A 19,280-nucleotide genomic window follows, 5' to 3' on the forward strand; every position below is an offset into this window, starting at 1 on the left:
ATCTCGGCGCGGGGTGAGTGGTGTACGGGTTGCTCATGTCGTCCCCCTGAGCTGGTGGTGTCAGGGGGACGACATGAGCAACCCGTACACCACTCACCCCGCGCCGAGATGGGCCCGCAAGCGCTATGTCCTGCCCGCGCTCGCCCTCGCCCTGTTCATCGGGCTCGGCATAGGCAGCGGCGACGAAGACGCCACGAAGGACGCGGAACCCCTGTCCGCCAAGCCCCGCCCGACGGTCACGGTGACGACGACGGCAACGGCGACGGCGACGGCCACGCAGACGGCCACCCCGGAACCGGCGGAAACAGTGACCGCGACGGAGACGGTGCGGGTGACGAAGACGGTCACGGCGGCGGCGAACGACGACAGCGGCTCCGACGACTCGGGCGGCTCCGCCACCGTCTACTACGGCAACTGCAGCGAAGCCCGAGCCGCGGGCGCGGCCCCGGTCCACGCGGGTGACCCGGGCTACGGCCGACACCTGGACCGCGACGGCGACGGGACGGGGTGCGAGTAGGCACCCCACAAGGGCCCCTCGCCGGCCTGTATCTGCCGATCAGCGCCCACGCCCGCAGCCGCGAACCACAAGAAGGCGGCACCCCCGCACGGGTGCCGCCTTCTTCTGGTGAACCGGAGCCGCCTCGATCGGTGCTGAGGGTCGGGGACCGCGGCGGCTCCGGGGTTGGTGGGGAGGGTGGGGACGGACGGTCCGTCAGGGGAGCGTCCGTCCCGCCCTCGGCTCAGCGGTGGTCGCTGCCCTCCGACTGGGTGGCCGCGCGGCCTGCCTCCAGGCGGGCGACCGGGATGCGGAAGGGGGAGCAGGAGACGTAGTCGAGGCCGACCTCGTGGAAGAAGTGGACGGACTCGGGGTCGCCGCCGTGCTCGCCGCAGACGCCGAGCTTGAGGTCGGGGCGGGTGGCGCGGCCGGCTTCCACGGCGGACTTGACCAGGGAGCCGACGCCGTCCCTGTCGATGGTCTCGAAGGGGGAGACGCCGAAGATGCCCTTCTCCAGGTAGGCGGTGAAGAAGGAGGCCTCGACGTCGTCGCGGCTGAAGCCCCACACGGTCTGGGTGAGGTCGTTGGTGCCGAAGGAGAAGAACTCCGCGGCCTCGGCGATCTGACCGGCGGTCAGCGCGGCCCTCGGCAGTTCGATCATCGTGCCGATGGACAGCTTGAGGTCGGTGCCGGTGGCCTCCTGGACCTCGGCGATGACCTGGTCGGCCTCCTCGCGGACGATCTCCAGCTCCTGGACCGTACCGACGAGCGGGATCATGATCTCCGCGCGCGGGTCGCCCTTGGCGGCCTTGCGTTCGGCCGCGGCCTCGGCGATGGCACGGACCTGCATGGTGAAGAGGCCGGGGATGACGAGGCCCAGCCGTACGCCGCGCAGGCCCAGCATCGGGTTCTGCTCGTGGAGGCGGTGGACCGCCTGGAGCAGGCGCAGGTCGTTCTCGTGGGACTCCTGGCGGGACTCCGCGAGGGCGACCCGCACGGACAGCTCCGTGATGTCGGGGAGGAACTCGTGCAGCGGCGGGTCGAGGAGGCGGACCGTGACGGGGAGGCCGTCCATCGCCGAGAACAGCTCGACGAAGTCCTTCTTCTGGAGCGGCAGGAGTGCGGCCAGCGACTCCTCGCGCTCGGCCTGCGTGTCCGCGAGGATCAGGCGCTCGACCAGCTCTCGGCGGTCTCCGAGGAACATGTGCTCCGTACGGCACAGGCCGATGCCCTGGGCGCCGAAGCGGCGGGCGCGCAGCGCGTCCTCGGCGTTGTCGGCGTTGGCGCGCACCCGCAGGCGGCGCTTACGGTCGGCGAACGCCATGATCCGGTGTACGGCCTCGACCAGTTCGTCGGCGTCGTTGGCGCCGGCGTGCATGCGGCCCTCGAAGTACTCGACCACGGGGGACGGGACCACCGGGACCTCGCCCAGGTAGACCTTGCCGGAGGAGCCGTCGATCGAGATCAGGTCGCCCTCCTCGACGACGTGCCCGCCGGGCACCGTCATCCGGCGGCGCTTGGTGTCGACCTCCAGTTCCTCCGCGCCGCAGACACAGGTCTTGCCCATGCCGCGCGCGACGACCGCCGCGTGGGAGGTCTTGCCGCCCCGTGAGGTCAGGATGCCCTCGGCCGCGATCATGCCGTCGAGGTCGTCGGGGTTGGTCTCGCGGCGGACCAGGATGACCTTCTCGCCCGAACGCGACCACTTCACGGCCGTGTACGAGTCGAAGACCGCCTTGCCGACCGCGGCGCCCGGCGAGGCGGCGATGCCCCGGCCGACCTTCTCGACCTTCGCGTCCTCGTCGAAGCGCGGGAACATCAGCTGGGCGAGCTGCGCGCCGTTCACCCGCTGAAGGGCTTCCGTCTCGTCGATCAGGCCCTGGTCGACCAGCTGCGTGGCGATACGGAAGGCCGCGCCCGCGGTCCGCTTGCCGACGCGCGTCTGGAGCATCCACAGCTGACCGCGCTCGATGGTGAACTCGATGTCGCAGAGGTCCTTGTAGTGGTTCTCCAGCGTCTCCATGATCTGCATCAGCTGGTCGTACGACTTCTTGTCGATGGTCTCCAGCTCGGCGAGGGGAACGGTGTTGCGGATGCCCGCGACGACGTCCTCGCCCTGCGCGTTCTGGAGGTAGTCGCCGTAGACGCCCTGGTGGCCGGAGGCGGGGTCACGGGTGAACGCCACGCCCGTGCCGGAGTCGGGGCCCAGGTTGCCGAAGACCATCGAGCAGACGTTGACGGCCGTGCCCAGGTCACCTGGGATGCGCTCCTGGCGGCGGTAGAGCTTGGCCCGGTCGGTGTTCCAGGAGTCGAAGACCGCGTGGATGGCGAGGTCCATCTGCTCGCGCGGGTCCTGCGGGAAGTCCCGGCCGGCCTCGGCCTTGACGATCTTCTTGAAGCGGGTGACCAGCTTCTTGAGGTCGGCGGCCTCCAGCTCGGTGTCGACGGTGACCTTCTTGGCCCCCTTGGCCGCCTCCAGCGCCTCCTCGAAGAGGTCGCCGTCGACGCCGAGGACGGTCTTGCCGAACATCTGGATGAGGCGCCGGTAGGAGTCCCAGGCGAAGCGGTCGTCGCCCGCCTGCTTGGCGAGGCCCTGGACCGACTTGTCGGAGAGACCGATGTTGAGGACGGTGTCCATCATGCCGGGCATCGAGAACTTGGCGCCGGAGCGGACGGAGACGAGCAGGGGGTCGTCGGCCTGGCCGAGCTTCTTGCCCATCTTCGCTTCGAGGGCGTCGAGGTGTGCACTCACCTCGTCACGCAGTGCCGCCGGCTCCTCGCCGCTGTCGAGGTAGACCTTGCAGGCCTCGGTGGTGATGGTGAACCCGGGCGGCACCGGCAGGCCGAGGTTGGTCATCTCGGCGAGGTTGGCGCCCTTGCCCCCGAGGAGGTCCTTGAGGTCCTTGTTGCCCTCGGTGAAGTCGTAAACGAACTTCACGGCCTCAACGCTCGTGGCCGTTTCGGCTACCGGGAGATCTTTGTTTTCCGACACGGGTCTCGACTCCTCGAGGACGCGGTGGCTGCCCTGACGGGCAGGAACATACCCAGATCAAAGGCGTCTGGGTACGTCCACTTGCGCGTCATGCGCCTGTAACCAGTCGTCCGCCACCGGATCGAAAGTCAAAGCTTGGCAAGCGCAGAGCAGCCGATGTCTTCACTTCTTGAACGCAGTCACCCTCCACGAGCCCTGTACGCGCTCGGATGAGCGGCTCCGGCTACGTTTGATTTCGATCGATGAACGATCAAGGGGTGGCACTCAGTGCCACCCCTTGAGGAAGTGCAAACGAGCGGGTGCCGCTCATGTGAGCGCTACCCCTATCAAGGGTGGCGAGAATCACGCTTCCACAGGCCGCGGAATTTCACCATCCGGACGCTCCCCGGACGCGTCTCACGACGAAAACGCGCTCGTCACACAGGTCGCCGGGCCCCCCGCTGAACACTCACTCACCCACATCGTCCGCCGCACCACTCCACCGCAGCCCACCGCGCCCCGCTCACACACCCAGCGCCTGCAGCCGTTCCTCCACTCGCGTCGGCGCGTACAGGTGCTCCACGACCATCGCACCGGCTCCCACCAGGCCCGCCCGGTCCCCCAGCCGTGACGTCACCACGTCCAGCCGGGCCGTGGAGCGGGGCAGCGCCCGCTGGTAGAGCAGCTCGCGCACGCCGGTGAGGAAGGAGGTGCCGGCGAGGTCCCCGGCGATCATCAGGACGCCCGGATTGAGCAGCGTCACGACCGTCGCCAGCACGTCGCCGACCTGGCGGCCGGCCTCGCGGGCCAGCGCCGCCGCACCCGGATGCCCGGCGGCGAGCAGGTCGCGTACATCCGAGCCGGAGGCGGCGGGCACCCCGGTCTCGGCCAGTCTGCGGGCCACCGCGCCACCGCTGGCGACGGCGGCGAGGCAGCCGCGCGAACCGCAGCGGCACAGCGCCTCCGAGCCCACCCGGATATGCCCGATGTCACCGGCGCCGCCGTCGACACCGCGGAAGATCTCGCCGCCCACCACGACTCCGGCGCCGATACCGGTGGACACCTTGACCAGCACGAACGCCGAGCAGTCGCGGTATCCGGTGCGCTGTTCGCCGTACGCCATGAGGTTGGCGTCGTTGTCGACGAGGACCGGTACGGGTGCGGCTCCCGTGTGCTGCGTGAAGGCCCTGGAGAGGCGGGAGCGGATGTCGTAGCCGTCCCAGCCGGGCATGATCGGCGGCTGGACCACCAGGCCGGTCTCGCTGTCGACCGGGCCGGGGACGGCGAGGCCCGTGCCGCACACCTCGTCCGCGCCGCGGCCCGCCTTCTCCAGCAGTTCCGCGAACCAGCCGCCCAGCTCGCCGAGCACGGCGTCCGGGCCGTCCTCGACCGCCAGCGGGCCCGCGTGTTCGGCGAGGATCTCGCCGGTCAGGGACAGCACGGCCGCGCGCGCGTGCCGGGTGTCGAGGTCGGCGGTGAGGACGACGGCGTGCGCGTCGTCGAACTCGAGCGTGATGGAGGGCCGGCCGCCCAGCGGGGAGTCGACGGGACCGCCCGCTCCCTCGCGCAGCCAGCCCGCGCGGAAAAGCCGGTCCAGGCGCTGCCCGACCGTGGCCCGGGAGAGTCCGGTGGCCTGCTGGAGGGCACCGCGCGTGGTGGCCCGGCCGGTCCGTACCAGCGCGAGCAGATCTCCGGCGCCGGCCTGACCGCCGCCCCTGCCCGTCCGTCCGGGCTGTCCGGTCATGCGCACCCCCTTGTGTTTCCCAACTCTGCATTACATATTGAGTTCTGCGTGTTAAATAGACGTAACCCTACGGTAGCCACTGCCGAACTGGTCGACCGTGGCCATGTCGTCGTCGTTCTTCGGGGAGCCCCGAGTGGATCGCACTGCCCAGCTCATCGCCCGCCCTGCGGAGTACACCGCCGTATACGATCCGACCACTTCGGCCGGTTCGCTGCACCTCAGGGCCATAGAGGTACTGGACGGCAACTGGACGGGAACCTCGACCGTGCCCTCGCGTGGTCTGTACCCGCACCAGTGGTCCTGGGACTCCGCGTTCATCGCGATCGGACTGCGGCACGTCTCCCCGCGCCGGGCACAGACCGAGCTGGAGACGCTGCTCGACGCCCAGTGGGGCGACGGGCGGATCCCGCACATCGTCTTCAACCCCTCCGTGCCGCTCGACGCGTACTTCCCGAGCCCCGACTTCTGGCGCTCCGTGACCGCGGGGCGCGCTGCGGGCGCCCCGCGCACCGTACAGACCTCCGGCATCGTGCAGCCACCGGTGCACGCGCTGGCGGCCTGGCTGGTGCACCGCGCCGACCCCGGTCTGTCGCGGGCGCGCGGCTTCCTGGCCCGGGTCTACCCCCGGCTGGCCGCCTGGCACCGCTATCTGCTGCACCGGCGGGACCTGGGCGGCGGCGGCCTGGTGTCGGTCGTCCACCCCTGGGAGCAGGGGATGGACAACGCGCCGTCCTGGGACGCCCCGCTGGCCCGCATCGCCCCGGCCCCGGCCCGCTCCTTCCGGCGCGCCGACCTCGCCCACGGGGCGCCCGAGGACCGGCCGACGGACCTGGACTACGGGCGGTACGTGCGGCTGGCGACGGACTACCGGGACGGGGAGTACGCGGACGGGCGGGCCGACTTCGCCGTCGAGGACCCCGCCTTCAACGCCCTGCTCATCGCCTCCGAGCACGCGCTCGCCCGGATCGCGGAGGAACTGGGGGCCACCGGCACCGCACGGCACGCGCGCGCGCAGCGGCTCACGGTGGCTCTCGTGGACCGGCTGTGGGACCCGGCCGAGGGCCTGTTCTTCTGCCGGGACCTGCGCGGCGGCGGCCTGATCCGCGAGCGCGGGGTCTCCGGCCTGGTCCCGCTGCTGCTGCCCGGACTGTCCCGCGAGATCGTCTCCGCTCTCGTGGGGACGCTGCGCGGCCCGCACTTCGGGGTGGGCGCCACCACCCGTCTCGCCCCCAGCTACGACCTGCTCGGCGAGGCCTTCGACCCGCACCGCTACTGGCGGGGGCCGGCCTGGTTCAACACGAGCTGGCTCGTCGAGCGGGGCCTGAGACTGCACGGCGAGCGGGCGCACGCGGACGCGCTGCGCGCGGCCGTGCTGGACGTCGCGGACACCTCGGACTTCGCGGAGTACGTCGACCCGTACACCGGCGAGGCCTGCGGGGCGACGGGCTTCAGCTGGACCGCCGCGCTCACGCTCGACCTGCTGCACGACACCCAGGCCATCCAGGAAAGGCAAGCCACGCACCCCGTGCCGCACGGCACGGCATTCGACAGGGCCGACAGCTCGTTCAAGGGAGGGGACCGGGGATGACGGACCGGCATCATCTGCTCGTGTACGGCGGGACGTTCGCCGCCGTCGGGGACCGCGGGGACATCAGCGGCGTACGCGGCGCCGGAGCCCCTGACGGGTTGTTCGTCAGGGACGCGCGCCACCTCAGCCGCTGGCAGCTCACCGTCGACGGGGCGGTGCCCGAGGTGCTCGCGCCGGTCGCGGACGGGGACGCGGCGCGTTGTGTACTCGTGCCGCGCGGGGGCCGCACCGAGCCCCCCTCGTGCACGCTCTTCCGCGAACAGGCGGTCGGAGACGGCTCGTTCGTGGAGTCGCTGCGGGTGGTCAGCAACCGTCCGGTGCCACTGACGGTCCGGCTGGCGCTCACCGTCGACGCCGACTTCACCGACCAGTTCGAACTCCGCTCCGACCACCGCACCTACGCCAAGACGGGCGCCGTCCGCGCCCGCCAGATCCTCGACGACGGCGTGGAGTTCAGCTACCGCCGCGGCGAGTGGCGGTCCGTCACGACGGTGACCGCGGCCCCCGCGCCGGACGGCGTCGAGGAGACCGGCACCGGCGCCCGCCGCCTCGCCTGGACGCTGGAGCTGGAGCCGCACGGCTCCGCCGAACTGACCCTGCGCGTGATGGCCCGCCCGCACGGCGAGAAGCGGGCGCTGCGTGTCCCCAGCTCGCCCGCCGCGCTGACCAGGCAACTGCTGGCGCAGGAGGGCGAGTTCGTGGAGGGCGTGGCCTTCCCCACCGGCTGGCCCGAACTGGCCGCCGCCTGCGCGCGGGGCCTCGCCGACCTGGCCGCGCTCCAGGTGCCCGCGACCGGTCCGGGCGGCGAGGAACTCCGCGTCCCGGCCGCCGGTGCCCCCTGGTTCCTCACCCTGCTGGGCCGCGACGCCCTGCTCACCTCGCTCTTCGCGCTGCCCTACCGACCTGCCCCGGCCGCCGCCACGCTCCTCGCGCTGGCCGCCGCCCAGGCCACCGAGACCGGCCCGGAGTCGGTGTCCCAGCCCGGCAAGATCGTCCACGAGGTGCGGCACGGCGAACTCGCCCACTTCCACCAGGTCCCCTACGGCCGCTACTACGGCTCGGTGGACGCCACTCCCCTGTTCCTGGTCCTGCTCGGCGCCTACGTCGAGCAGACCGGCGACGCCGCGCTGGCCCGCCGGCTGGAGCCGCACGCCCGCGCCGCCATCGGCTGGATGCTCGACCACGGCGGCCTCACCTCGCGCGGCTACCTGGTCTACCGCGCCGACCAGGGCGGCCTCGCCAACCAGAACTGGAAGGACTCCCCCGGCGCCATCTGTTCGGCCGACGGCACCCGTGCCTCCGGCCCGGTGATGGCGGCGGGCGCCCAGGGCTACGCGTACGACGCGCTGCGCCGCACCGCGTTCGTGGCGCGCACGGCGTGGCAGGACGAGACCTACGCGGCCCTGCTGGAGCAGGCCGCCGCCGATCTGCGCGACCGTTTCCAGCGGGACTTCTGGATGCGGGAGCGATCCTTCCCCGCGCTGGCGCTGGACGGCGAGGGCCGCCAGGTCGACGCGCTCGCCTCCGACGCCGGCCATCTGCTGTGGTCGGGGCTGCTGGACAAGGAGTACGGCGAGATGGTGGGTCGGCGGCTCCTGGAGCCGGACTTCTTCTCCGGCTGGGGCGTCCGCACGCTCGCGGCCGGGCAGTCGGCGTACCACCCGCTGTCGTACCACCGCGGTTCGGTGTGGCCGCACGACAACGCGCTGATCACCCTGGGTCTGGCCCGCTACGGCCTGCACGACGAGGCCCGTACGGTCGCGCACGGCCTGGTCGACGCGGCCACCGCGACCGGCCACCGCCTGCCCGAGGTGCTCGCGGGCTACGGCCGTGACACCCACGCGGAGCCGGTGCCGTACCCTCACGCCTGCGTACGGGAATCCCGCTCGGCGGCGGCCCCGTTGGCGCTGCTCACGGCGGTGGGCGGGGCGTAACGAGCTGCTTGGCCGAGCGTTTGCCCGGTGTTTGCCGACCGCGGGACGCGGCGGTTGAACACCGGGCGGGGGCACGCCGTACGAAACGGTGGCGGATCCGGCCCCATCACCGGATCCGCCGATCCACCCGGCTTCGTACGGAAGGACCCCTCGGGTGCCTGTCTTCACACGGTCTCGTGATCTGCCCGACTCCAGCGACGACGGCACGCCCGCGAGCGCCGACGACACCGAGGCGACGGCCGTGGAGCCGGAGGCGCCGGAGAGCGGGACCGAGCCGCCCCGCACCACCCTCAGGGCCCGGGTCGCGCACTGGCGGGCCTGGCGGAGCCGGTATCCGCGGGCCGCGCGCGTGGTGTGGTGGACGGCGACCGCGCTGTCCCTCGCGCTCGTTCTCGGGGCCATGGTGATGCCCAACCAGCTCCACCTCCTGCGGGCCGACCAGTTCGTCCGGCTGCCCGGCGAGGCGATCATCGCGGCGGCGATCCTGCTGTCGCTGCCGCGCCGCCCCCGGCTGGTGGCCGCGGCGGCGCTCGGGGTCGGCCTCGCGGCACTGACCGTGGTCAACGTGCTGGACATGATGTACGCCGAGTACCTGGGCCGCGGCTTCAACCTGGTCCTGGACTGGGGGCTGCTGGACGACGCGCAGTCCTACGTCGCGGACTCGATGGGCGAGACCACGGCCCTCGCCGCCACGGCCGGCCTCCTCCTGCTGATCGCCGCGCTGTTCGCCGTGATGGCGCTGGCGGCGGTCCGGCTGAGCAACCTGCTGGTGCGCGACGTCGCCGCCTCGACCCGCGGCACGCTGATCGCCGGCACGGTCTGGATCACCTGCTCGGTCCTGTCGGTCCAGTACGCCGGACTGCCGCTCGCCTTCCACCGCGCGGTGACCGCCACCACCGTCAAGGCCAAGGCCGTACGGCAGACCATCCTGGACGAGGCAGCGTTCGCCAAGGAGAACCGCGTCGACGCCTTCGGCGACACCCCGCCCGACCAGCTCGTGCCCGACCTGCGCGGCAAGGACGTCGTCTTCACCTTCATCGAGAGCTACGGCCGCAGCGCGATCGAGGACCCGGTCATGGCCCCCGGCGTCAACAGGACGCTCACCGCGAGCAACGAGGCCCTGGCGAAGGCCGGTTACCACGCCAGGAGCGGCTGGCTGACCTCGGCGACCTACGGCGGCAGCAGCTGGCTCGGCCACTCCACCACCCTGTCCGGGCTGTGGATCGACAACCAGCAGCGCTATCGCACGGTCATGAACAGCGACCGCCTGAGCCTGCCCAAGATCTTCCAGAAGACCGGGGCCTGGGACACGGTCGGTGTGATGCCCGGCATCCAGAAGGCGTGGCCCGAGCAGAAGCACTACGGCCTCGACAAGGTCTACAACGCCTTCCAGCTGGGCTACCAGGGGCCGAAGTTCAGCTGGTCGACGATGCCCGACCAGTACGCGCTGGAGGCGTTTCAGCGGCTGGAGCACGGCAAGGTCCGCGACAAGCCCCTGATGTCGGAGATCATCCTGACCTCCAGCCACCAGCCGTGGGCTCCGCTCCCCACGATGGTCGGCTGGGACGAGGTGGGCGACGGCTCGGTCTTCGACAGCATCCAGAAGGCCGGCGAGAACGCCTCCGAGGTCATCTCCGACTCGGGCAGGTCCCGCAAGGCGTACGGCGAGTCGATCGAGTACTCGGTGACCGCCCTCACCCAGTGGCTGGAGCGCTACGGCACCGAGGACACCGTCCTGGTCTTCCTCGGCGACCACCAGCCCATCGCCCGCGTCAGCGGCGACAACGCCAGCCGGGACGTACCGATCTCGATCGTCGCCAAGGACCCGGAGGTCCTCGACAAGGTCGCCTCCTGGAACTGGACCGACGGCATCAGGCCGGCGAAGGACGCCCCGGTCTGGAAGATGGACCTCTTCCGCGACCGCTTCCTGACGGCGTACGGGTCGACGCCCCACCCCACGAAGTGAGCGGCCCACCGAAGGGCTGACCGCCGGCCGGGGCCGACGGGGCCGGGGCCCGCGTCAGCCGCCGGAGGTGTCCAGTTCCGCTTCCTCGTCGATGCCCGCGCAGTCGTAGGGGTCCTTCAGCCAGCCGTCCGGGAGGACGACCCGGTTGTTGCCGGAGGTGCGGCCTCGGGGGCCGTCGGCGCCGGTCGGCCAGGGCTGGTCGAGGTCCAGTTCGTCGAGTCCGGCACGGAGCGCTTCGAGGGACGAGGTGATCGCCAGCCGCTTGCGCATCTCGGAACCGACGGCGAAGCCCTTCAGGTACCAGGCGACGTGCTTGCGGAAGTCGACGACGCCCTTCGTCTCGTCGCCGATCCACTCGCCGAGGAGGGTGGCGTGCCGGACCATGATGTCGGCGACCTCACGGAGAGACGGCCGCGCGATGTCTTCGTGACGCCCTTCAAAGGCGGCCACGAGGTCCGCGAACAGCCACGGGCGGCCCAGGCAGCCGCGGCCGACGACCACTCCGTCGCAGCCCGTCTCGCGCACCATCCGCAGCGCGTCCTCGGCCGACCAGATGTCGCCGTTGCCGAGGACGGGGATCTCCGGGACGTGCTCCTTCAGGCGGGCGATGGCCTCCCAGTCGGCGGTGCCGCCGTAGTGCTGGGCGGCGGTACGGCCGTGCAGCGCGATGGCCGTCACGCCCTCCTCGACGGCGATGCGGCCGGCGTCGAGGTAGGTGATGTGGTCGTCGTCGATGCCCTTGCGCATCTTCATGGTGACGGGGAGGTCGCCGGCGCCGCTGACGGCCTCGCGCAGGATCGCGCGCAGCAGGTTGCGCTTGTAGGGCAGGGCGGAGCCGCCGCCCTTGCGGGTGACCTTCGGGACGGGGCAGCCGAAGTTCAGGTCGATGTGGTCGGCCAGGCCCTCTTCCGCGATCATGCGGACGGCCTTGCCGACGGTCGCCGGGTCCACGCCGTACAGCTGCACCGAGCGCGGCTTCTCACTCGCGTCGAAGTGGATCAGCTGCATGGTCTTGTCGTTGCGCTCGACCAGCGCCCTGGTCGTGATCATCTCGCTCACGAACAGGCCCTTACCCCCGCTGAACTCCCTGCACAGGGTGCGGAAGGGCGCGTTGGTGATACCGGCCATGGGGGCGAGGACGACCGGCGGCTGAACGGTGTGCGGGCCGATCTGCAGGGGGGAAACGGGCGTGGACATCCGCCCATTGTCGCGCATCGACGACGATCATGTAACGGTCATTAGTTAGCCGCACTATCGACATCGGCGTAGCATGACCGCATGCCAGAGCTGAGCCAGCGACGCCGTCTGCTCGTCCTCGCGATCTGCTGCATGAGCCTGCTGATCGTGAGCCTCGACAACACCGTCCTCAACGTCGCCCTCCCCGCGATGGAACGCGACCTGCACGCCGGTACCTCCGGCCTCCAGTGGACGATCGACGCGTACACCCTCGTCCTCGCCTCCCTGCTGATGCTCGCCGGGTCCACGGCCGACCGGATCGGGCGCAGAAAGGTCTTCCTGGCGGGCCTGGTCGTCTTCTCGTTCGGCTCCCTGCTCTGCTCCCTCGCCCCCGACCTGGAATGGCTGGTCGTGGCCCGCATGGTGCAGGCGGTCGGCGGCTCCATGCTCAACCCGGTCGCCATGTCGATCATCACCAACACCTTCACCGACCCGCGCGAGCGCGCCCGAGCGATCGGCGTGTGGGGCGGGGTCGTCGGCATCTCCATGGCCGCCGGGCCCCTGATCGGCGGCCTGCTGGTGGAGTCCGTGGGCTGGCGCTCCATCTTCTGGGTCAACCTCCCGGTCGGCCTCGCCGCCCTCCTGCTGACCCTGCGGTACGTCCCCGAATCCCGCGCCCCGAAGGCCCGCCGCCCCGACCCGGTCGGCCAGCTCCTCGTCATCGCCCTGTTCGGCAGCCTGACGTACGCGATCATCGAGGCCCCCGAGGCCGGGCTCGGCACCAGCCTGCCCTTCGCCGCGGTCGCCCTGGCCGCCCTGCTCGGGCTCCTGCGCTACGAGCCCCGCCGCGACGAACCCCTCATCGACCTGCGGTTCTTCCGGTCGGCGCCGTTCAGCGGGGCGACCGTGATCGCGGTCAGCGCCTTCGCCGCGCTCGGCGGATTCCTGTTCCTGTCCACGCTCTACCTGCAGAACGTCCGCGGGCTCGACGCCCTCCACGCCGGCCTGTGGATGCTGCCCATGGCCCTCCCCACCTTCCTGTGCGCCCCGCTGGCCGGGCGGCTCGTCGGCAGCCGGGGGCCACGGGTGCCCCTCCTCGTCGCCGGACTCGCGATGACCGCGAGCGGGGTCCTGTTCGCCGCCTTCGACGCGGAGACGTCCGACACCACGATGTTCCTCGGCTACGTGCTGTTCGGCATCGGCTTCGGCTTCGTCAACGCCCCCATCACCAACACGGCCGTCTCGGGCATGCCCCGCACCCAGGCCGGGGTCGCCGCCGCCGTCGCCTCCACCAGCCGGCAGCTCGGCCAGACCCTCGGAGTCGCGGTGATCGGGGCGGTGCTCGCGGCGGGCATCGGGGCGTCGTCGTACCGCGAGACGTTCGTGTCGGCGGCGGTGCCCGGCTGGTGGATCCTCGCGGGGTGCGGAGCCGTGGTGCTGGTGGTGGGGCTGGTCTCCAGCGGGGCGTGGGCGCGGGGGACCGCCGAGCGGACGGCTGAACGGCTGGCCGCACCGGAGGTGCGTGAGCATGTGGGCGCCTCGGGCGGCTGACAGGGGAACGGCAGGGGGCCCGGCCGGGGATCCGGACGGGCCCGTACACGGCGGGCTTGCGGACGGGCCCGTACACGGCAGGCTTGCGGACGGGCCGTCAGCAGTTGACCGTGCGCGAGTAGTTGCCGAAGATCCCCTTGTAGATGTAAAAGGCGTCGCTGCCGGCCGGGATCACGTAGCACGAACTGTCCGGGGCGAGCGAGACCTCGATCTTCGCCGCGCGTTCGTAGCGACACCTGTTGGTGAGGAGGACGTCGAAACCGTCGGTCCTCTCCGTGACCAGGCGACCGATGCAGCTCGGGGCCGTCGTCGCGGCAGCCGCCGGCGTCGCCGAGACGATCATGGAACCGCCGATGGCCGCCGCGGTCACCACGGCCTGTACCGCCCTGCGGGACATACGCATCAAGTACTCCTTACAGAGAAGGTTGTTCGGTCAACATCCGGAACACTAGGCTGACCAGCGCATAATCCGCGCACAGTGCGCGCACAACTGGACGGTGGCGGCTCGACGTTGCGGGCCTCGCACTCGCGACATGGGGGGTATCCGTGCGTTTCGCTCTTCTCGGCCCCCTGGAGGTCTCCCGCGACGGCGACCCTGTCGATCTGGGCTCGGCCAAACAGCGCCTGTTACTGGCGGCCCTTCTCAGCCGCCCGTCCGAGACCGTGCCGACCGCCGTCCTGGCGGAGGCGCTGTGGGGCGAGGATCCCCCGGCCTCCGCCGCGGCGAACCTGCGCACCTATGTGCGCGGCCTGCGGAGCGCCCTGGGCGGCGGTGGCCCCTGGGACGGGATGCCGCGCACTCCGGGCGGCTATCTGCTCCGGGTCGAGCCGGGCCGGCTCGACGTCGACCTCTTCGACCAGGCTGCCGCCCGCGGCCACCGGGCCCTGACGCTCGGCGATCCCGCACGGGCGTGCGAGGAACTGGCCGAGGCGCTGGGGCTGTGGCGGGGGACCGTCCTCGAAGGGCTGCCGCTGCCGGACGCACTGGCCCGCTGGGCGAGTCGGCTGGAGGAGCGCCGGTGCCACGCCGAGGAGGACTACGCGGAGGCCCTGCTCGCGGAGGACCGCTTCCCGGAGGCGGTCCGCGGCATGCGGAGCCTCGTCGAGCGCCATCCCCTGCGACAGCGGGCCTGGGGCCGGCTGATGCTGGGCCTGTACCGGGCCGGCGACGTGGCGGGCGCGCTGGAGGCGTACCGCCAGGTGCGCGAAGTACTGGTCCAGGAGACCGGCCTCGATCCCGGACCCGAACTGACCCGCCTGCACGAGGACATACTCAGGCAACGCCCGCTGCCGGCGCCGGCTCCGCTCCCGGCCGTACCGCGGCAACTCCCGCTCGTCACCGCCGACTTCGTCGGACGCGATGCCTCGCTCGCGGTGCTCGACTCGGCTCTCGACCGGGAGGCCGGCCATCCGGAGACCGCCGTGATCATCGCCGTCTCCGGAATGGCGGGCGTCGGCAAGACCGCTCTCGTGCTGCGCTGGTCGCACCGGGTCGCCCCCCGCTTCCCCGACGGGCAGCTGCATGTGAACCTGCGCGGGTACGACGAGGAGGGCGCACTGCCCGCCGCCGACGCCCTCCAGGGACTGATCGAGGCGCTGGGCGTACCGCAGTCCCGGATTCCGCCCGGCGCGGAGGACCGCACGGGGCTCTTCCGCAGCCTGCTGGCCTCCCGCCGCGTGCTCGTCGTCCTGGACAACGCACGGGACTCCGCACACGTACGGCCGCTGCTGCCCGGCGCCGGGGACAGCGTGGTGGTCGTCACCAGCCGGGAGCGGCTGCACGGGCTGGTGACGACCGAGGGGGCGCGGTCGCTCACCCTCGACGTGCTGACCGAGCAGGAGTCGATCGGCCTGCTGGTCCGCCGCCTGGGCGCGCGGGTCGAGGCGGAACCGGTGGCGGCGGCGGAGATCGTGGCGACGACCGGGCGGCTGCCCCTCGCCCTGGCCGTCGTCGCCGCGCGGGTGGCGGACCATCCTTCCTTCCCGCTGCACACCTTCGCGGCCGAACTCAGGCCCGCCGGTGCGCTGTTGGATGCCCTGGGGGACGGCGACGCCCGCCGGGTCCTGTCCTGGTCGTATCTCGCCCTCACCGAGGGGGCGGCCCGCCTGTTCCGGTTGCTCGCGCTGCATCCCGGCCCCGATCTGCCCCTTGACGCGGCGGCGGCGCTGGCCGGGGCCCCGGAGCGCTCCGTCCGGCCCCTGCTGCGGGAGCTGGCCCGGCTGCACCTGCTGACCGAGCACGCCCCGGGGCGGTACCTCTTCCACGATCTGCTGCGGACGTACGCGGGCGAACTCGTCCGGAGCGTGGAGCCGTTCGCGGAGCGCAGTGCGGCCCGCGAACGGCTCTACGACCACAGCCTGCACCGCGCCCACGCCGCGGCGGTGCTCGTGCAACCGCAGTGGCTGGCCGTCACGCCGGTGCCGCCGTTGCCGTCCAACAGCGGCGGGCACGCACGGGACGCCGACACGGCCCTGGCCTGGTTCGCCGCCGAACACCGGGTGCTGCTGCGGACGGTGGCGCAGGCCGCGGAGTACGGCTTCGAGACGTACTGCTGGCAGCTCGCCTGGGCACTCACCGCCTATCTGGCGCCCCACGGCCTGTGGCAGGACCAGCTCACGGTCCAGGAGACCGCGCTCGCCGCCGCCACAAGGGCCGGCGATCCGGCGGGCCAGGCCATGGCCTGCCGCCTGCTGGCCAGGGCCAACTCCCGGCTCGGGAACCTCGATGCCGCGGAGGACCAGCTCCGCCGCGCCCTTGAGCTGTACGCCCGCCTGGGCGACACCACCGGGCAGGCCCAGACCCTGCACAACTACGTCGAGGTCTGTTACATGGGCGGCCGGCTGGCGGAGGCGCTGGGCCACGGCAAGGAGGCGCTGCGCCTGTACCGGCTGTCCGGCAACCAGGACGGTGAGGCCCGCACCCTGAACGCGATCGGCTGGCTCCACGCCGCCGAGGGCGACTACGAACAGGCCATCGAGAACTGCACCCAGGCCCTCGACCGGCAGCGGAGCGCCGGTGACCGCAACGGCCAGGCCGCCACTCTGGACAGTCTCGGCTTCGCCTACCACCATCTGGCCCGCTACGACCGCGCCGTCGCCAGCTACGACGAGGCCGTCACCCTGTTCCGGGCCTCGGCCGACCGCTATCACGAGGCGGAGACCCTGGTCCGGCTCGGTGAGACCTTCGCGGCGACGGGCGACGACGGGAGGGCCGAAGACGTCTGGCGCCGTGCCGCCGCGATCTTCGAGACGTTGCGGGACCCGGAGGCCGACGCCGTACGGGAGCGCCTGGCCCGGCTCCGGGAGGCGTGAGGCGTCCGACGGGTTCGGCGTCCGCCGGGGCGCCCTCAGCCGTGGGGAGCCGCGGTCACGCCCATCGGTCGGCCAGGTTCGGCCGGCGCTTGAGCAGGGCCTCCTCCACCCGCGGTACCGCCTTCTGGCCGGCCAGGGCCAGGGCGATCGCCGCCAGGACGCCTGCCCACGCCACGGGGCCCAGTGGGGTGCAGCCGAACATCTGGCTGGCGCCCGGAGTTTCCACCAGGGCGAACAGGGCCGCCGCCGAGCCCAGGGACGTGAGGCGGACCAGGGGGCTGTCCCGGCGGTCGGCCAGGGTCTGGGCCAGCTGGGTGCCCACCACCGCGCACAGGGCCATCGTGGTCGAGCGGCGGGTCGTGCCGGGGGTGAAGCGGCCGATGAGCCAGGCGGCCGTGGCGCCGAGACAGGTGGTGAGGGCCCGGTGGCGGATCTGGCGGATCAGGGGGGCGCCGAGGAGCGCCGTGCCGAGCGGGGCGTCGGTGTCCGGGGAGTCGGCCTCCTCCTTGGGGGTGACGGCCACCGCCATCGCCGGGAACAGGTCCGTGAACAGGTTGACCAGCAGCATCTGGCGGGTGGACAGGGGTGCCGAGCCCGACAGGAGGGTGCCGAGGATGCCGAAGCCGACCTCGCCCGCGTTGCCGCCGATGAGGATGGCGATGGCGTCGGCGACGCTGTGCCAGAGGGAACGGCCTTCCTGGACGGCGTCGATGAGCACCGACAGGTCGTCGCCGGTGACGACGAGGTCGGCGGCGTTGCGGGCGGCGGCCGAGCCGCGGGCGCTGATACCGACGCCGATGTCGGCCGCACGGATCGCGGCGGCGTCGTTGGCACCGTCGCCGACCATGCCGACGACCCGGCCGGCGTCCCTGAGCGCCTCGACGACCTGGAGTTTCTGTTCGGGCGCGACCCGGGCGACGACATCGGCGTCACGGAGCATGCGGGAGCGCACCGAGCGGTCGGCGGCGGCGAGTTCGTCGCCGGTGACCACCCTCGCGTCGTCCGGCCAGCCGAGCCCGACGGCGATGGCGTGGGCGGTCTGCGGGTGGTCGCCGGTCAGCACGAAGGGCCGTACGCCCGCCTCGCGCAGGCCGCGGACCAGGGCGGGTGAGGTCTCGCGGGGCACGTCGGCGAGGGCCACGAGTCCGGTGAACTCCAGCTCCGCCAGGGGTGCTTCGAGGGCGTCGGTGGCTTCCTCGCCCTCGGCGAGGGGGCGTTGGGCGACCGCCAGGACACGCAGGCCGTCCCCGGCGAGGGACCTGGACCTGTCGGAGATGTGCGAGGGCAGGCCGGAGCAGGCCGGCAGGACCGTCTCGGGGGCGCCCTTGACGACCAGGACGGGTGAGCCGTCGGCGGCGCGGCCGGCCGCAGCCGCGTAGCCCCGGCCCGCCTCGAAGGGCAGGCCCTCGGTCTGCCGCCAGTCGGGGTCCGGGCCGGCGGCGTCCAGGACGGCCTCGTCGGTGGCGTGGACCGGGCGGTGCGGGTCCCTGTCGAGGCGGGGGCAGGCTCGGGCCGCCGCGCGCAGGGTGCCGGCGGCGGCCGGGTCGTCGGGGCCGTGGACCGTGCCGTCGGGGCCGGCCACCCGGACCAGGCGCAGCCGGTTCTCGGTGAGGGTGCCGGTCTTGTCGAAGCAGATGGTGTCCATGCGGCCCAGCGCCTCCAGCGTGCGCGGGGTGCGCACCAGGAGGCCGCGGCTGCTGAGCCGGCGGGCGGCGGCGAGCTGGGCGACGGTGGCGACCAGGGGCAGCCCTTCGGGTACGGCGGCCACGGCGACGGCGACCCCGCCGCTCACGGCCCGTCGGATCGGGGTGCCCCGCAGCAGTGCCAGACCGGTCACCGCGGCGCCGCCCGCCATGGTCAACGGCATGGCCTTGCGGGTGAGTTCCTGGAGCCGGGCCTGCACTCCCGCGGCCGGCGGGACCCGCGCGGCGAGGGAGACGGCGCGGGCCGCCTCGGTACGGTCCCCGGTGTCGACGACGACGGCCTGGGCGCGTCCGGCGACCACGGTCGTCCCCTCGAAGACCATGCAGCGGCGTTCCGCCACGGGGGCGTCGGGGGTCGGGTCCACTGCCTTGTCGACGGGCAGGGACTCGCCGGTCAGCGCGGACTCGTCGACCTCCAGACCGTCCTCCCACAGCAGGCGGGCGTCGGCGGGCACGACATCGTCGGTCTTGAGGTCGATGACGTGGCCCGGGTCGAGCTTGGCGGCGTCGACGACGTGCGTGGTCCGCTCGTCGGCGACCCGCGCCTTCTGCTTCTGCCCGGCGACCAGCCCGGACAGGGCGCGTTCGGCCCGCAGCCGCTGGAAGCCGCCGACCAGGGCGTTCAGGTCGAGGGCACCGACGACGAGCAGCGCGTCCACGACCGAGCCGAGGATCGCGGACGCCGCCGAACCGACGGCCAGGACCGGGGTGAGCGGATCGTCCAGCTCCCCGCGCACGGCTCGGGCGAGCTGCGCCGACCAGCGCACCGGGGCCAGCACGGGAAGCCGTACGACTGTGTCGGCGGCCGTGCGGGCGCGGGCCGCCGACACAGTCGTACG

General features: G+C 72.5%; 11 protein-coding genes. 6 read left to right on the top strand and 5 right to left on the bottom strand.

Annotation, left to right across the window (positions count from 1 at the left end; all coding sequences use genetic code 11):
* Window positions 1–73 precede the first annotated feature (73 nt).
* The gene (locus BZL64_RS19395) at window positions 74–517 is read left to right on the top strand and encodes an excalibur calcium-binding domain-containing protein (RefSeq protein ID WP_086770457.1); all 444 of its coding nucleotides are present in this window, start codon (window positions 74–76) and stop codon (window positions 515–517) included.
* Window positions 518–740: 223 nt separating this feature from the next.
* Here BZL64_RS19395 and ppdK read toward each other — a convergent pair whose 3' ends face one another.
* Complete coding sequence (gene ppdK, locus BZL64_RS19400) at window positions 741–3,488, bottom strand: pyruvate, phosphate dikinase (protein WP_373314902.1); 2,748 nt, start codon at window positions 3,486–3,488, stop codon at window positions 741–743.
* A gap of 502 nt (window positions 3,489–3,990) precedes the next feature.
* Window positions 3,991–5,211: an ROK family protein gene (locus BZL64_RS19405; protein ID WP_190046789.1), complete on the bottom strand. Its 1,221-nt coding sequence runs from the start codon at window positions 5,209–5,211 to the stop codon at window positions 3,991–3,993.
* A gap of 133 nt (window positions 5,212–5,344) precedes the next feature.
* Between BZL64_RS19405 and BZL64_RS19410 the strand changes: the two genes are divergently transcribed.
* The 3 genes from BZL64_RS19410 (at window position 5,345) to BZL64_RS19420 (ending at window position 10,699) form a co-directional block, all read left to right on the top strand.
* A complete protein-coding gene (locus BZL64_RS19410; RefSeq protein WP_244205404.1) occupies window positions 5,345–6,799 on the top strand; it encodes an MGH1-like glycoside hydrolase domain-containing protein in 1,455 nt (484 codons plus the stop codon).
* A complete protein-coding gene (locus tag BZL64_RS19415) occupies window positions 6,796–8,733 on the top strand; it encodes an amylo-alpha-1,6-glucosidase (protein ID WP_086770460.1) in 1,938 nt (645 codons plus the stop codon). The genes BZL64_RS19410 and BZL64_RS19415 overlap by 4 nt, the downstream gene beginning before the upstream one ends.
* Before the next feature lie 154 nt (window positions 8,734–8,887).
* Window positions 8,888–10,699, top strand: coding sequence for an alkaline phosphatase family protein (locus BZL64_RS19420; protein ID WP_425276056.1), 1,812 nt, complete (start codon window positions 8,888–8,890; stop codon window positions 10,697–10,699).
* 54 nt (window positions 10,700–10,753) lie between these two features.
* Here BZL64_RS19420 and dusB read toward each other — a convergent pair whose 3' ends face one another.
* The gene (gene dusB / locus BZL64_RS19425; protein WP_086770461.1) at window positions 10,754–11,896 is read right to left on the bottom strand and encodes a tRNA dihydrouridine synthase DusB; all 1,143 of its coding nucleotides are present in this window, start codon (window positions 11,894–11,896) and stop codon (window positions 10,754–10,756) included.
* Between the two features lie 81 nt (window positions 11,897–11,977).
* Here dusB and BZL64_RS19430 point away from each other — a divergent pair, with 81 nt between their 5' ends.
* Window positions 11,978–13,426, top strand: a complete 1,449-nt coding sequence (locus tag BZL64_RS19430) for an MFS transporter (RefSeq protein ID WP_086770462.1) — start codon at window positions 11,978–11,980, stop codon at window positions 13,424–13,426.
* Between the two features lie 97 nt (window positions 13,427–13,523).
* Here the strand turns inward: BZL64_RS19430 and BZL64_RS19435 are convergent, their stop codons facing one another.
* Window positions 13,524–13,829: a beta-Ig-H3/fasciclin gene (locus BZL64_RS19435; RefSeq protein ID WP_086770463.1), complete on the bottom strand. Its 306-nt coding sequence runs from the start codon at window positions 13,827–13,829 to the stop codon at window positions 13,524–13,526.
* Between the two features lie 143 nt (window positions 13,830–13,972).
* On the opposite strand from BZL64_RS19435, the gene BZL64_RS19440 reads away from it, so the two are divergent.
* On the top strand, window positions 13,973–16,738 hold the full coding sequence (locus tag BZL64_RS19440) for an AfsR/SARP family transcriptional regulator (protein ID WP_086770464.1): 2,766 nt from the start codon (window positions 13,973–13,975) through the stop codon (window positions 16,736–16,738).
* A 55-nt stretch (window positions 16,739–16,793) separates the two neighbouring features.
* Here the strand turns inward: BZL64_RS19440 and BZL64_RS19445 are convergent.
* Window positions 16,794–19,280, bottom strand: a 2,487-nt coding sequence (locus BZL64_RS19445; protein ID WP_143663223.1) for a cation-translocating P-type ATPase, incomplete at its 5' end; no start/stop codon positions are given.

Origin of the sequence: Streptomyces bobili (assembly GCF_002154575.1) — a bacterium.
GTDB lineage: Bacteria > Actinomycetota > Actinomycetes > Streptomycetales > Streptomycetaceae > Streptomyces > Streptomyces bobili.